A 13,615-nucleotide genomic window follows, 5' to 3' on the forward strand; every position below is an offset into this window, starting at 1 on the left:
ACGCCGCAACGCGATCAACTTGCCAGGCCAAGTACGGTCTTGGGGTGGCCTCCGTGCTCCTGGTCGAAGACGATCACGTCGTACGCGGCGCGATGCTGCGGTCCCTCGCCGACCGGGGGCATGCCGTGCACGCCGTGGGCACGGCGCTGGACGCCCTGCGCCGGGTCGCCGCGGAGACGCCCGACCTGGTGGTGCTGGACCTGGGCCTGCCCGACCTGGACGGCTCGGACGCGCTGCGGATGCTGCGCGGCATCACCGACATCCCGATCATCATCGCCACCGCCCGTGACGACGAGCAGTCGGTGGTCAAGCTGCTGCGGGCTGGCGCCGACGACTACATGGTCAAGCCGTTCACCGGTGCGCACCTGGACGCCCGGATCACCACCGTGCTGCGCCGGGCCGGTCGGGCCAGCCGGACGGTGCAGCCCGCGGTGCACACCGTCAGCGGGCTGCGGGTGGATGTCGGCGAGCGCAGCGCCCACCTTGACGGGGAGCCGCTGGCGCTGACCCGCAAGGAATTCGACCTGCTGGCGTATCTCGCCGCACGACCCGGGCGGGTAGTGTCCCGCCGGGAGCTCTTGGAGGAGGTATGGCGGCAGCCATCGGTCGGCGAGGATCAGACCATCGACGTTCACCTGTACTGGCTTCGCCGAAAGATGGGCGAGTCCGCGGCGAAGCCGCGCTACCTGCGCACCGTGCGGGGGGTCGGGTTCCGGTTGGTGGCGCCGGACTGAGGACGGCGCTGGCCCTGCTCACGGCCGGCATGTGCAGCCTCGTCGCGCTCGCCTTCCTGATCCCGCTCGGGCTGAGTCTGCGCGAGCAGACCCGCGAGGAGGCGATCGGCGACGCCGCCCGACGGAGCGCGCTGGTGACCGGGGCGCTGGCGGTCAGCACGGAGCCCGCGGTGGTCGAGCGGGCCGTGGTGGCCAGCGGCGAGGGCGCACCGGCCCGACCGGTGGTGCACGGGCTGGGTCTCGACGAGTCCGCCGGCCGGGCCAGCGACTCCGACCTGGACCGGGCACGTGCCGACCGGCGCTCACTGGTTGTCGACGTCGACGGCGGGGTGGTCCGGCTCGACCCGGTGGTCCTCGGTGATCGGACGGCCGTGGTCGAGGTGTTCGTGCCGGCGTCGACGCTGGGCGAGGGCGCTGGCGGCACCTGGCTGCTGCTGCTCGCGGTCGGCGCGGCGATGGCCGGCGCGGCGGTGCTGGTCGTGGACCGGGTCGCCGCCCGCGCGGTGGACTCGACCCGAGGGCTGGTCAAGGCCGCGCTCTCGATCGGCGACGGCGACCTGGGGGTACGCGTGGAGCCGACCGGCCCACGCGAGCTGGCCGAGGCCGGGTACGCCTTCAACCGGATGGCCGACCGGCTGGACGCGGCCCGCACCGACGAACGGGAGTTGGTGGCCGACCTGTCGCACCGGCTGCGTACCCCGCTGACCGTGCTGCGGCTGGACGCGGAGGCGTTGGAGTCCGACGACACCAGCGTGGGTTCGTTCTCCGAGGCGGAGCTGGACCGGCGACGTGGCATCCGACGGATCCGGCAGGCGATCGTCACCCTGGAGGGTGAGATCGACGTGCTGATCAAGACCACCCGCAAGGCGGTGGCGCACGAGGCCGGGCCGGCGATGTGTGACGTCAGCGAGGTGGTCCGGGATCGGATGGTGTTCTGGGCGGCGTTGGCCGGCGACCAGAACCGGCCGCACCGGGTCATCGGCGCGCAGCTGCGCACACCCGCACCGGTGCCGCGGGCCGAACTGGCCGCCGCGCTGGACGCGGTGATCGGCAACGTCTTTCGCTACACGCCGCAGGGCACTGCCTTCGAGGTGGCCGTGTCCCGTCGCGACGGCTATGTGGCGATCCGGATCGACGACGCCGGCCCCGGCATCGCCAACCCGGACCGGGCGCTGCGCCGGGGCACCAGCGACCAGGGCTCGACCGGGCTCGGCCTGGACATCGCGAAGCGGGTGTCGTTGCAGGCCAACGGGTCGGTGAGCATCGACCGTGCCCGGCTGGGCGGAGCCAGCGTGGTGATGCTGCTCGCCGATCCGGAGGCGACGCCCCGGCAGGTCAACCGTTTCGGCCTGGTCGGCCGGATGGCGCGGGACGCCCGGGACCAGAAAACCACCGGCCGACGGTGGCCCCGCCAGCGGCCCACCGACGACTGACCGGCCCGGGGTTGTGGCCCGGCGCAAGTCTTCCTTAGATCGCGGTTAACGACGGCGGCGAAGCCGCCGCGGGCTGTCAGGATCAAGGCACGAACCCACCAGTTCCACCGGCCAGCGCACCGCGCACCCACCGGCCGGTGGAGCCGCGCGCGCGGCGGGAGTCCAGGTCCCCCCACACCCACGCTCCCGCCGCGCGCCCTGCTCCCCCGGAACGGCTCAGCCGGTGACGGTGGCGAGGTGGGCGTCGATCTCCGCGGTGATCCGCTGCTTGCCGTCCGCGTCGAGGAAGGACGCGGCCACCGCGTTGCGGGCCAGCCCGGCCAGCCCCTGCGGGCCCACCCCGAGCAGCCGGGCCGCCACCGCGTACTCGTCGTTGAGGGTGGTGCCGAACATCGGCGGGTCGTCGGAGTTGATGGTGACCAGCAGCCCGGCTTCGACCAACCGGGGCAGCGGGTGCTCGTCGAGGCTGGCCACCGCGCGGGTTCGCACGTTGGACGTCGGGCAGATCTCCATCCCGATCTGCCGCTCGGCCAGGTACGCGAGCAGCTCCGGGTCCCGTGCGGCGGAGATGCCGTGCCCGATCCGCTCGGCGCCCAGCTCGTTCAGCGCGTCCCAGACGGTCTGCGGGCCGGTGGTCTCCCCCGCGTGCGGCACCGAACGCAGCCCCGCCGCGCGGGCCTGGTCGAAGTAGGGGCGGAACTGCGGCCGGGGTACGCCGATCTCCGGGCCGCCCAGGCCGAAGCTGATCAGCCCGTCCGGCCGCTCGTCCAGCGCGATGCGCAGCGTCTCCTCGGCCGCCGGCAGGCCCGCCTCGCCCGGGATGTCGAAGCACCAGCGCAGGTCGAGGCCGAAGTCGACCGCGGCGCGCTTGCGGGCGTCCTCGATGGCTTCGCAGAACGCCGGCGCGGGGATGCCCCGGCGCACGTGCGAGTACGGCGTGATGGTCAGCTCCGCGTACCGGACCTGCTGGCGGGCCAGCTCCCGGGCCACCTCGTGGGTGAGGATCCAGACGTCCTCGGGGTCGCGGATGAGGTCCACCACGCTCAGGTAGACCTCGATGAAGTGGGCGAAGTCGCGAAACTCGAAGTAGTCGGCGAGTGCTTCCGGGTCGGCCGGCACCGGGGTGCGTCCCTCGTGCCGGGCGGCCAGCTCGGCGACGATGCGGGGCGAGGCGGAGCCGACGTGGTGCACGTGCAGCTCCACCTTGGGCAGTCCGGCGATGAAGGTGGGCAGGTCGGTCACTGGTTCTCCTGGGCACGGTCGCCGGTGCGGGCGACGACGAAGACGCGGCGGAACGGGAAGTACACCTGACCCTGCCGCACCGGGTACGCGGCGGCGAGTCGTACCCCCAGCTCGGCCCGGAAGGCGGACCAGCTGGCGGCGTCCAGGGCCGCCCGGACCGGGCGCAGCGCGGTGCCCTCCATCCAGGTCAGCACCGGGTGGTCGGCGGTGGGCCGGGCCGGCAGCAGGTGCACGAAGGTAGTCTCCCAGGCGTCCACCGTGCAGCCGGCACCGGTCAGCAGCTCCGCGTAGTCGGCCGGGTCGTCGACCGGGTCGGCGCGCAGCAGCGGGGCCAGCTCGGCCCGCCAGGCCGGTCGGCCGGCGACCTCGCGCAGCGCCAGGTGCGAGGGGGCGGCGAAGTTGCCCGGGACCTGCATGGCGAGCCAGGCGCAGGCGGGCAGCTCGACGGCCCAGCGTCGCAACAGCGCCTGGTGGCCCGGCACCCATTGGAGCGCGGCGTTGGTGACCACCACGTCCTCGTCGCCGGCCGGGCGCCAGTCACGCAGGTCGGCGACGGCGAAGTCGACCGGGGCATCCAGGGCCGCGGCCCGGTCGATCATCTCCGGCGAGGAGTCGAGGCCGACCACCCGGCTCGCGGGCCAGCGCTCGGCGAGGGTGGCGGTGAGCTGGCCGGGGCCGCAGCCGAGGTCGACCACGGTGCGGGGCCGTTCGGCCGGGATCCGGGCGACCAGGTCGTGGAACGGCCGGGACCGCTCGTCGCCGTAGCGCAGGTATGTCGTCGGATCCCACATCGTCGCCTCCCAAACCGTACGTCCGTCTTGTTTACCGTACGGCTCGCCTGGCAGGCCGGCAACCCGATCACTAGGCTCGGGGCATGGAACAGCGCAGCTTCAACCGGCTCGGCCGGACCGTCGGAATGGTCGGCCTGGGCGCCTGGCAGCTCGGCGCGGACTGGGGCACCGTCAGCGAGGACGACGCGATGGCCGTGCTGGCCGCCGCCGTGGACGCCGGGGTCACCTTCCTGGACACCGCCGACGTGTACGGCGACGGCCGCAGCGAGCAGCTGATCGGCCGCTTCCTGCGTTCCCGGCCCGACGCCGGGCTGACCGTCGCCACCAAGATGGGGCGCCGGGTCGAGCAGCGGCCGGAGTTGTACACCCTGGCCAACTTCCGGCAGTGGACCGACCGGTCCCGGGCCAACCTGGGGATGGACACCCTGGACCTGGTCCAGCTGCACTGCCCGCCCACCGCCGTCTTCGCCGACGACGCGGTCTTCGACGCCCTGGACACCCTCGTCGCCGAGAAGGCCATCGCCGGGTACGGCGTCAGCGTGGAGACCTGCGACCAGGCGCTCACCGCGATCGCCCGGCCCGGGGTGGCCAGCGTCCAGATCATCCTCAACGCGGTCCGGCACAAGCCGCTGGAGCAGGTGCTGCCGGCCGCCGCGGCGGCCGGGGTCGGCATCATCGCCCGGGTGCCGCTGGCCAGCGGTCTGCTCTCCGGCCGCTACGACGAGCACACCGAGTTCCCGGCCGATGACCACCGCAACTTCAACCGGCACGGCGAGGCGTTCGACGTCGGCGAGACGTTCTCCGGCGTCGACTTCGAGCGGGGGTTGGCCGCCGTACGCCGGCTGGCGCCGCTGGTCGACGCGGACCGCACGATGGCGCAGTTCGCGCTGCGTTGGGTGCTGGACCAGCCGGGCGTCACCGTCGTCATCCCCGGCGCCCGCGACGCCGATCAGGCCCGGCGCAACGCGGCCGCGGCCGACCTGCCGCCGCTCTCGGCCGGGCAGCTGACCGGCGTGCGTGAGGTCTACGACGAGCTGATCCGCCCGCAGGTGCACGACCGGTGGTGACCCGCGCGGCCCGGGTGCTCGCACCGCCTCGCCCGGCCGGCGATGCTGGCAGGGCGGGGCGGCGCGCCGCCCGATCCGGCGGGAAGGGGACGCGATGAGGGGTTGGCTTCCGCTCACCCTCGGCCTGTTGGCGGTCGTGATCGGTGCGGTGTGGACGGTGCAGGGCCTCGGCTACGTCAGCGGCAGTGTGATGACCGACCAGCAGCTCTGGGTGGTGCTCGGCCCGATCGTGGCCGTGGCCGGGCTGGTGCTGCTCTGGTTCGGCCTGCGCTCCCGCCGTCGACCCTGACCCCGGTCTCCACAGTGGCGCGGGGGCAGACGCACCCGTCCCGGGTACGTGGAAAGCCCCGCATCCCGGACGGGATGCGGGGCTACACAACGACCCCTGGCCGGATCGTCCCACTGGCCGGCGGGGGCCGGCCACACTACTCAGATGGGACGGACCTGCTCAGCCTGCGGGCCCTTCTGACCCTGAGCGATCTCGAACTCCACCCGCTGGTTCTCCTCCAGCGTGCGGTAGCCGCTGGACTGGATGGCCGAGAAGTGGACGAACACGTCAGCACCCCCGCCGTCGACGGTGATGAAGCCGAAGCCCTTGTCAGCGTTGAACCACTTCACGGTTCCCTGCGCCATGTGTATCTCCTTCTAAAACTGGCGGCCGTGCACGCCGTGCGGCCGATTGGCCGTTTTCGAGCAGCGGCGTCTGAGGCGGCCCCACGAAGGAGACTTCTCTCAACCCACGCCATCTCGCAACAGCGGCAACAGCAAATCACGTACGCAAAAACTCTGCACGACCTCTCCGACGAATTTCTCCGACATGTGACCTGACGGATGCCCGAGATCCGCTGGGCGGCGTGCAATGCCATGCGAAAGGCCCCCTTCCCGTCGATGCGGGAAGGGGGCCGATGTCTCTGCGCTGGTCAGTCCGGCCAGTGGCCGGTCATCCGGCGGACGCCGACCGCGCCGCCCCGGTCCACGGCGGCCCGGACCACCGCGAAGATGGCCCCCTGCAACGCCGCGGCGGCCAGGATCTCGCCCCAGCCACGGTCCTCGTCGGTGGCGTTGGGCGCCTCGCCGTCGCCGGCGGTGACCTTCCAGACCTGCCGGAAGATCGCGCCGGCCACCGCACCGGCGGCGATACCCAGCAGCACGCCGGCCGGTCGGTACGCGACCCTGCTGATGCCCTTGCTCACCTACGCCTCCCCCGCACGATCATCAGTACCACCACGGTGGCCACCGCACCGGCGGCGATGGCCGCCCATGGCACCGGGTTGCGTCGAACCAGTTCGCCCTTCTCGTGGGCCTGCGCGCGCACCAGCCCGCCCTTCTCGTGCGCCTGTGCCCGCGCCGACTCCGCGCGGCGTACGGCCTGCCCGCGGACCCGCGCCACGGTCTGCGCCGCCTGCTCGCGCATCCGCTCCCGGGCCTGCCCGGCGGACTCCTTCAGTCGCGCCTTGACGTCCGCCCTGGCGGCCAGCGCCTCCATCGTCTCGCCCAACTCGACCCGGGTGCGGCGGATCTCCTCGCGGAGCGCCTCCGTGTCGCCCGTCCCGTTTCCCGTCATCCCCGCCCCCTGTCCTTCACCGCGGCGGCGACGGTGTCCATGTCAGCGCGGAGGCTGCGGACCGTGGCCGCCGGAACCGGCGGGACCGCACGGCTGACCTGCTTCTTGCCCACCAGGGCGAGGATGCCGGCCACCAGGAAGAGGGCCACCGCCACGATCAGCGCCGCAGCCCAGGCGGGCAGCACCAGGTCGAGCAGCAGGATCGCGGTGGCGACCAGGGCACCCAGCCCGAAGAAGGCGAGCGCCCCGCCGGCGCCGAACAGACCGATCCCGATGCCGGCGTGCTTGCCCTTCTGGGTCAACTCCGCCCGGGCCAGCGCCAGTTCGTCCCGCACCAGACGGGAGACCTGCTCGGCGGCCCGCTGCACCAATTCGGCGGTGGAGGGCTCGCTCCCGTTGTGGGATGTGCGGGCATTCGCCACGTCAGCCATGCTGTCCTCCTTTCCTCATCACCGCGCTGTATGCCCGGAGTCGGCGCTCGTCAATCCTAAAGCGCGCCTACCCGGTCGCTGTTCCTGTCGTCCGGTTGCGCGCCCGGCGCGGCGTCCGTCCGCCCCGATCACGGTAGAGACATCCGGCAGCAGGTCCCCCGCCTAAGCCCGGTCAAACCTCTCCCCGCCCCACCAACGCCCCGCCCGGCCCCCCGGACACGCCCGGGCCCCCACCCTCGCCCCGTCGAGCATGGAGTTGGCGGCACGACACGCCGTCATCGGCGTCGCTAACTTCATGATCAACCGGGAGAACCGCCGGGACCGGAGGCCCGGGGGGGGTCAGGGGCGGGGGGAGGTGGTTTCTTCGGGGCCGATGAAGGCTTCGCTGCGGGCGTCGCCGTCATCGCTGCCGCCGAAGACGCGGGCGTCGTCGGGGACCTCGGTGCGGCGCGCCGGCCGGCGTGGCTGCACCCACTGCCAGGGCAGGTCGCTGCCGGCGACGCCCAGCTCGGTGCGCAACCGGGGCATCGCGGTGGGGCGGTTGTCCCGGATCCACGCCACCAGGTGCTCGCGGACCAGGCAGCGCAGGTCCCACAGGCTGCCGGCGTCGGCGGCGCTGACCAGCGCGCGCAGCCGGACCATCCCGCCGGTGGCGTCGGTCACCTGCAGCACGCAGACCCGGCCGTCCCACAGCTCGGTGCCCTCCACCAGGCGGCGCAGCTCCTCCCGCATGGTCTGCACCGGGACCGCCCAGTCCACGTCGAACTCGGCGGTGCCGAGCACCGCCGCCTCGGTCCGGGTCCAGTTCTGGAACGGCTTGCTGGTGAAGTACGAGGTGGGCAGGATCAGCCTCCGGTCGTCCCAGATCTGCACCACCACGTAGCTGAGGGTCAGCTCCTCGATCCGGCCCCACTCCCCCTCGACGACCACCACGTCGTCGAGCCGGACCGCGTCGCTGAAGGCGAGCTGGAGGCCGGCGAACACGTTGCCGAGCAGGCTCTGCGCGGCCAGCGCGGCGACCACACCGACCACGCCGGCGGAGGTCAGCACGCCGGCGCCGATGCCGCGCACACTCGGGAACGTCATCAGCATCACGCCGACGGCCAGGATCACGATCACCGCGATGGTCAACCGGCGCAGCATCACCACCTGGGTCCGTACCCGGCGGGCGTGCCGGTTGTCCGGCACGTCGACCCGGAACCGGGCCAGCGCGGTGTCCTCCACGACGACCAGCAGGGCGGCCACCAGCCAGGCCACGGTGGCGATGACGCCGAGGACGAGCAGGTGCAGCAGCAGCCGGCGCCAGCCCTCGCCGACCGCGTACCCGGTGCTGAACCGGGCGGCGAACTGCACCGCGAGCACCGTCGCGGCGACCTGGAACGGCCGGCGCGCGTGGTCGGTCAGCTCGGTCATCAGCAGCGACCGGCGGCCGAACCGCCGGGTGATCCGGTGGACGACCTCAACCAGGAACAGGGCGACCGCCGCCGCGGTGAGCGCGGCGACGGCCGTTTCGAGATAACTCCGCACGTGTTTGCTGCTCCCCTCCGGCCGGGCGGCGATCCTTCGGGCAGAAGCCCACCAGTGCCCGGCGTCTTCCGGAATCGACCAGGTCAGACCTTGCGGTACCGGGACTGGAGGAAGCAGTAGAGGCCGAAGGCGGCGATGCCCAGGGCGACCAGGCTCAGCAGGAGCGTGCCGTACGACTGCTCGCGCAGCGTGCGCAGCGCGGCGTCCAGCCCACGGGCCTTCTCCGGGTCGTAGTTCACCGCCGCCACGATGACGAGCAGACCGGCGATGCCGTACGCGACGCCCTTGGCGACGTACCCGGCGATGCCCAGCCGGCGGGCCAGCGTGCGGGTCTTCGGGCTCATCTCGCCCGTCTTCAGGTGCTTCTCGAACCGCTTGACCAGGCCGTAGATCACCAGACCCACGCCGATCGCGGCGAGCACCAGCCCGGCCAGGCCGACCAGCCAGCGGCCACCGCTGGAGGTCATCAGCTTGCCGGTCAACGCCTCCTGCTGGTCGGCGCTGTTCGACCCGGCGTCCTTGAAGACCTTGAACGCGGTCCAGGCGAAGTAGAGGTAGACGATGGTGCGGCCGGCCGAGGCGAGCCGTTCCATGACCCGCTCCCGGCCCCGCTCGGCGCGGTGGCCCACCGCCGCCTCCAGCGCCTGCCAGATCGCCATCGCGAGCAGGCCCACCGCGGTGGCGATGACCAGGAACTTGCCCAGCGGCTGCGCGGAGAGGGTCCGAAGGGCGCCGGACTGGTCGCCGTCGTCGGACGACGTCCCGAATGCGATCTGCAACGCCAGCCAGGCGAAGAGCAGGTGCACGATGCCGTAGCCGATGAAACCGGCCCGGGCGAGGAGTTCCAGCCACCGGCTGTCCGCCGTGCGGGAGGCGGTGGCTTCGGCGTTACGGGTGAGTGACATGGCGCCACAATCTCCGATTGCGGAGATCCCCAAACGTCGGCCACCGCCGCCCGCCCGGTCAGTTGCCCGGGTTGCGCGAAACGCGAATCTTGACCTGTTGGTCGGTGACGCTGTCCAGGGTGACCGCGAAACCGCCGGCCTCGGTGGCCTGCTGCCCGGTGGTGAGCGTGAGCTGCTCGCCGGCGACCTCGACGGTCACCTGGTCGCCCTCTGCGCCGACCAGCTTGGCGTCGACGCCCAGGATGGAGGCGCTCGCGTCGACACCCCGCTCGAAGGTGACGGTGCAGGCGTCCAGCCCGCAGTCGGTGGAGGCGCCCTGCGAACTGCAGCCGGCGAGCACGGCGAGGCCGAGCGCCAGACCGGCGAACAGGCCGGCGGCGCGACGGACGGGGGGCAACGGAATGGTGGCGGGTCGGTTCGTCACCTCGCCAAGAGTACGAGACGCCCGCGAGAACGGCGCCGGTTGGTGATCATCGGGGACGGCGGCCCTCATGGGGGCGGGCGGGACCGGCCCGGGCACCGGCTAGGGTCCGGAACATGCCGTTCGACATCGCCCGCACCCGGGCCGCCTACCCCGCCCTGACCGAGGGCTTCGTCCACTTCGACGGGGCCGGGGGCACCCAGACCGCGGAAGGTGTGATCGACGCGGTCGCCGACGCCATGCGCAGCGCGGTCGGCAACCGCAGCGCCGCCTTCGTGCCGGGTCGCCGGTCGCTGGAGCTGGTGGCCGCCGCCCGCTCGGCGGTGGCCGACCTGCTCGACGCCGACCCGGCCGGGGTGGTGCTGGGCCCGAGCGCCACCGCGCTGACGTACACCCTGGCGCGCACGCTCGGCGCGGGCTGGCGTCCCGGCGACGAGGTGGTGGTCTCCCGGCTCGACCACGACGCCAACGTGCGGCCGTGGGTGCAGGCCGCCGAGGCGGCCGGCGCGACGGTGCGGTGGGCCGAGGTCGACCGGCGCACCGGCGAGCTGCCCGCCAGCCAGTACGCCGAGCTGGTCGGCGAGCGCACCCGACTGGTCGCGGTGACCGCCGGCAGCAACGCCATCGGCACCGTTCCGGACGTTCCGGCGATCGCGAAGACGGCGCACGCCGTCGGCGCGCTGGTCTGCGTCGACGGGGTGCACTCGGTGCCGCACGGGCCGACCGACCTGGCCTCGCTCGGCGCCGACGTACTGGTCACGAGCGCCTACAAATGGTCCGGCCCGCACCTGGCGGCGATGGTCGCCGACCCGGCTCGGTGGGCGGCGCTGCGCCCGGCGAAGCTGGTGCCGTCCTCCGACGTGGTGCCGGACCGGTTCGAGTACGGCACTCCCAGCTTCCCGTTACTGGCCGGCGTGGCCGCCGCGGTGGACCACCTGGCCGGGCTGGACCCGGACGCGGTGGGCGACCGGCGGGCCCGGCTGCGGGCCGGGCTGGCTGCCGCCCAGGCGCACGAGGAGGCGCTGCTGGACCGGCTGCTCGCCGGGCTGGCCGAGCGGCCCGCGATCACCGTCTACGGCTCGCCGGCCCGGCGCTGCCCGACGGTCTCCTTCCGGATCGCGGGGATGTCGCCGGTGGCCACCCAGGAGGCGCTGGGCGCCGCCGGGTTCTGCCTCTCCGCCGGGGACTACTACGCCTACGAGTACTTCCAGATGATGGGGCTGCGCGACAGCGGCGGCGCGGTCCGGGCCAGCATCTACCACTACAACACGGCGGACGAGGTGGACCGGTTGCTCGCCGAACTGGATGTGCTGGTCGACGCTGCGGGGAGAATGGGCCGGTGAGCAACCTGGTCGAGGACAACCCCGCCAAGCACCGTTTCGAGATCCTGGTCGACGACGCGTTGGCCGGCTTCACCGCGTACCTGGTCCGTGGCGGGGTGCTGGTCTTCACCCACACCGAGGTGGACCCGCGCTTTCAGAACATGGGCGTGGGCGGGGCGTTGATCCGGGGCACCCTGGACCAGGTCCGGGCCCGGGGCGCCAGGGTGGTGCCGCGGTGCCCGTTCATGGCCGCGTACATCGACAAGCACCCCGAGTACGCCGACCTGGTCGCTGAGCCCTCCTAGGGCCTGACCGAACCGGCGCCGGTCAGCACCTCGGCCGCGGCCTGTCCGCTGGCCCGGGTGGCGCCGTGGGTGGCCAGGTGCACTGCGCCGGTGACCAGCTTGGGCACACCCAGCTCGACCACGACCGCGTCCGGACGGGCGGCCAGCGCCCGCTGCACCGCCGCGCGCATCCAGTCGTGCCGGTGCAGGTCGCGGACCACCAGCACCAGGGGACGCCCGTCCGCACCGGCGCCCGGATCACCCGGCACGTCCGGTTCGGCGTAGCGGACCGTGCTCGTGCCGGGCAGCAGCTCGGCCAGTGGCGCACCGATCCCCCAGGGCGTCTCCGCGCCGATGGCGATGTTGCGTGGCGGCTCGAACTCGACCACGTGCGCCGCGCGGGTCAGCGGCAGCGCGACGGCGTGCTCCGCGGTGACCCGGATGGCGCGGCGTGCGGCGACCAGCCCGACGTCGGTGGCGTCGCGCGCCGCGGCCGACCGGGCGGTGCGGGCGGCCACGGTCCAGGCGGCGAGCTGACCGACCCGCTTGGCCGCCTCGGCGAGACGCTCCTCGGGCAGCTCGCCGGAGACGACCGCGGCCACGATGGCGTCGCGCAGCTCCCGGGCCGCCTGCTCGTCGGCCCGTTCGCCGCCGATGCAGATCGCGTCGGCCCCGGCGGCGAGCGCGCGGACCGTCGCGCCGGCGAAGCCGTACCGGTCGGCGACGGCGCGCATCTCCACCGCGTCGGTCACCACCACGCCGGAGAAGCCCAGCTCGTCGCGGAGCAGGCCGCCCAGGATGCGCTGGCTCAGTGTGGCCGGCAGCTGCGGGTCGAGCGCGGGCACCAGCAGGTGGCCGGTCATCACGGCCTGCACCCCGGCCGTCACGGCGGCCCGGAACGGGGCCAGCTCGCAGGCGTCCAGCCGGTCCCGGTCGGCGGTGATCCGGGGCAGGTCGTGATGTGAGTCGACGCGGGTGTCGCCGTGCCCGGGGAAGTGCTTGGCGCACGCGGCGACCCCGCCGGCCTGGAGCCCACGGACCCAGGCGGCGGTGTGCCGCGCGACCAGAGTCGGGTCGGCCCCGAACGAGCGGACGCCGATCACCGGGTTGGCCGGGTTGGAGTTGACGTCGGCGTCCGGGGCGTAGTTGAGGGTGATCCCGGCGGCCGCCAGCTCCACGCCGAGGTCCCGGGCGACCGCCTCGGTCAGCTCCGGGTCGTCGACCGCGCCGAGGGCGAAGTTGCCGGGCCGGGAGCTGCCGTGGACCGACTCGATCCGGGTGACGTCGCCGGCTTCCTCGTCGATCGCCACGATGACGTCGGGCCGCTCGGCGCGCAGGGTCGCGGTGAGCGCCGCCACCTGGGCGGAGTCGACGACGTTGCGGGCGAAGAGCACCACCGAGCCGAGCCCCTCGCCGAGCCAGCGGCACACCCACGGTGGCGGGGTGGTGCCGACGAACCCGGGTTGCAGGACGGCCGCGGCCAACGCCGGGAGATGCCCGGTGGGCGCGGTCACGCCGCCCCCTCGTGGCGGTCGGCGTCGGCCGCCGGTGCCGGCGCGTCCGCGCCGACCCGCTGGTTGCGCTCGCTCATGCGGCCCCCGTACCCCATCTCTCGCGCGCCGTCGGCGCACCGCCACCGGCAGGCGGTGCTGCCATGGTCACACCGGGCGATTCAATAGTCAATAAACCTTACAGTTGCCGGACGGCACGGTCCCGGGGAGAGTTCGGGGATGGATCCCGCCCTGCTGGCCGACGCGACGAGCCCGGCCGACATCCCCGGCGTACGCCTGCTCGGCCTGGTGGTCGGCGCTCTGCTGCTGCTCGCCGCGATCCGGGCGATGTTCGGCCGGCGCTGAGCGACCACCCGGTCGAGCACCTGGCCCGCGTGTGGCCG

General features: G+C 73.4%; 17 protein-coding genes. 7 read left to right on the forward strand and 10 right to left on the reverse strand.

The genetic code is table 11. The features are described from left to right. The first annotated feature begins 44 nt into the window (after positions 1-44). Positions 45-734: a response regulator transcription factor gene (locus ACWD6N_RS10780; protein ID WP_354964148.1), complete on the forward strand. Its 690-nt coding sequence runs from the start codon at positions 45-47 to the stop codon at positions 732-734. 29 nt (positions 735-763) lie between these two features. Then, positions 764-2,167 (forward strand): HAMP domain-containing sensor histidine kinase, encoded by a 1,404-nt coding sequence (locus tag ACWD6N_RS10785; RefSeq protein ID WP_354964147.1) that lies wholly within the window; start codon positions 764-766, stop codon positions 2,165-2,167. 216 nt (positions 2,168-2,383) lie between these two features. Here the strand turns inward: ACWD6N_RS10785 and ACWD6N_RS10790 are convergent, their stop codons facing one another. Together ACWD6N_RS10790 and ACWD6N_RS10795 are read right to left on the reverse strand one after the other, a co-directional pair. Beyond that, complete coding sequence (locus tag ACWD6N_RS10790; RefSeq protein ID WP_354964146.1) at positions 2,384-3,409, reverse strand: adenosine deaminase; 1,026 nt, start codon at positions 3,407-3,409, stop codon at positions 2,384-2,386. Continuing rightward, positions 3,406-4,200 carry a trans-aconitate 2-methyltransferase gene (locus ACWD6N_RS10795; RefSeq protein ID WP_387325763.1) on the reverse strand — a complete coding sequence of 265 codons (795 nt, stop codon included), beginning with the start codon at positions 4,198-4,200 and terminating at the stop codon, positions 3,406-3,408. Before ACWD6N_RS10795 ends, ACWD6N_RS10790 begins: the two co-directional genes overlap by 4 nt. A gap of 83 nt (positions 4,201-4,283) precedes the next feature. On the opposite strand from ACWD6N_RS10795, the gene ACWD6N_RS10800 reads away from it, so the two are divergent. Together ACWD6N_RS10800 and ACWD6N_RS10805 are read left to right on the forward strand one after the other, a co-directional pair. Continuing rightward, entirely contained in the window at positions 4,284-5,267 is a 984-nt protein-coding gene (locus tag ACWD6N_RS10800; RefSeq protein WP_354964144.1) for an aldo/keto reductase, read from the forward strand. A gap of 94 nt (positions 5,268-5,361) precedes the next feature. Further along, positions 5,362-5,556 (forward strand): hypothetical protein, encoded by a 195-nt coding sequence (locus ACWD6N_RS10805; RefSeq protein ID WP_354964143.1) that lies wholly within the window; start codon positions 5,362-5,364, stop codon positions 5,554-5,556. Between the two features lie 140 nt (positions 5,557-5,696). Here ACWD6N_RS10805 and ACWD6N_RS10810 read toward each other — a convergent pair whose 3' ends face one another. From ACWD6N_RS10810 to ACWD6N_RS10840, 7 genes are all read right to left on the reverse strand, one after another. Then, a complete protein-coding gene (locus ACWD6N_RS10810; RefSeq protein ID WP_091424054.1) occupies positions 5,697-5,900 on the reverse strand; it encodes a cold-shock protein in 204 nt (67 codons plus the stop codon). Between the two features lie 287 nt (positions 5,901-6,187). Continuing rightward, positions 6,188-6,460 carry a DUF4235 domain-containing protein gene (locus ACWD6N_RS10815; protein ID WP_089016691.1) on the reverse strand — a complete coding sequence of 91 codons (273 nt, stop codon included), beginning with the start codon at positions 6,458-6,460 and terminating at the stop codon, positions 6,188-6,190. After that, positions 6,457-6,831 carry a DUF3618 domain-containing protein gene (locus tag ACWD6N_RS10820; RefSeq protein WP_354964142.1) on the reverse strand — a complete coding sequence of 125 codons (375 nt, stop codon included), beginning with the start codon at positions 6,829-6,831 and terminating at the stop codon, positions 6,457-6,459. The genes ACWD6N_RS10815 and ACWD6N_RS10820 overlap by 4 nt, the downstream gene beginning before the upstream one ends. Beyond that, positions 6,828-7,262 (reverse strand): phage holin family protein, encoded by a 435-nt coding sequence (locus ACWD6N_RS10825; protein ID WP_354964141.1) that lies wholly within the window; start codon positions 7,260-7,262, stop codon positions 6,828-6,830. Before ACWD6N_RS10825 ends, ACWD6N_RS10820 begins: the two co-directional genes overlap by 4 nt. A 339-nt stretch (positions 7,263-7,601) precedes the next feature. Beyond that, a complete protein-coding gene (locus tag ACWD6N_RS10830; protein WP_354964140.1) occupies positions 7,602-8,789 on the reverse strand; it encodes a mechanosensitive ion channel family protein in 1,188 nt (395 codons plus the stop codon). Positions 8,790-8,872: 83 nt separating this feature from the next. Next, positions 8,873-9,694 carry a DUF1206 domain-containing protein gene (locus ACWD6N_RS10835; RefSeq protein WP_387325768.1) on the reverse strand — a complete coding sequence of 274 codons (822 nt, stop codon included), beginning with the start codon at positions 9,692-9,694 and terminating at the stop codon, positions 8,873-8,875. Positions 9,695-9,752: 58 nt separating this feature from the next. After that, positions 9,753-10,118 (reverse strand): hypothetical protein, encoded by a 366-nt coding sequence (locus tag ACWD6N_RS10840; RefSeq protein WP_354964138.1) that lies wholly within the window; start codon positions 10,116-10,118, stop codon positions 9,753-9,755. A 113-nt stretch (positions 10,119-10,231) separates the two neighbouring features. Here ACWD6N_RS10840 and ACWD6N_RS10845 point away from each other — a divergent pair, with 113 nt between their 5' ends. After that, positions 10,232-11,458, forward strand: coding sequence for a cysteine desulfurase-like protein (locus ACWD6N_RS10845; RefSeq protein WP_387325771.1), 1,227 nt, complete (start codon positions 10,232-10,234; stop codon positions 11,456-11,458). Then, complete coding sequence (locus tag ACWD6N_RS10850; protein WP_354964136.1) at positions 11,455-11,742, forward strand: GNAT family N-acetyltransferase; 288 nt, start codon at positions 11,455-11,457, stop codon at positions 11,740-11,742. Before ACWD6N_RS10845 ends, ACWD6N_RS10850 begins: the two co-directional genes overlap by 4 nt. On the opposite strand, the gene ACWD6N_RS10855 is transcribed toward ACWD6N_RS10850, so the two are convergent. Next, positions 11,739-13,235 (reverse strand): glycoside hydrolase family 3 protein, encoded by a 1,497-nt coding sequence (locus tag ACWD6N_RS10855; protein ID WP_354964135.1) that lies wholly within the window; start codon positions 13,233-13,235, stop codon positions 11,739-11,741. The two genes, ACWD6N_RS10850 and ACWD6N_RS10855, sit on opposite strands and share 4 nt — an antisense overlap. 216 nt (positions 13,236-13,451) lie before the next feature. On the opposite strand from ACWD6N_RS10855, the gene ACWD6N_RS10860 reads away from it, so the two are divergent. Continuing rightward, positions 13,452-13,577, forward strand: a complete 126-nt coding sequence (locus tag ACWD6N_RS10860) for a hypothetical protein (RefSeq protein ID WP_255421242.1) — start codon at positions 13,452-13,454, stop codon at positions 13,575-13,577. Positions 13,578-13,615: the final 38 nt, after the last annotated feature.

This window comes from Micromonospora sp. NPDC005163 (genome assembly GCF_053599835.1).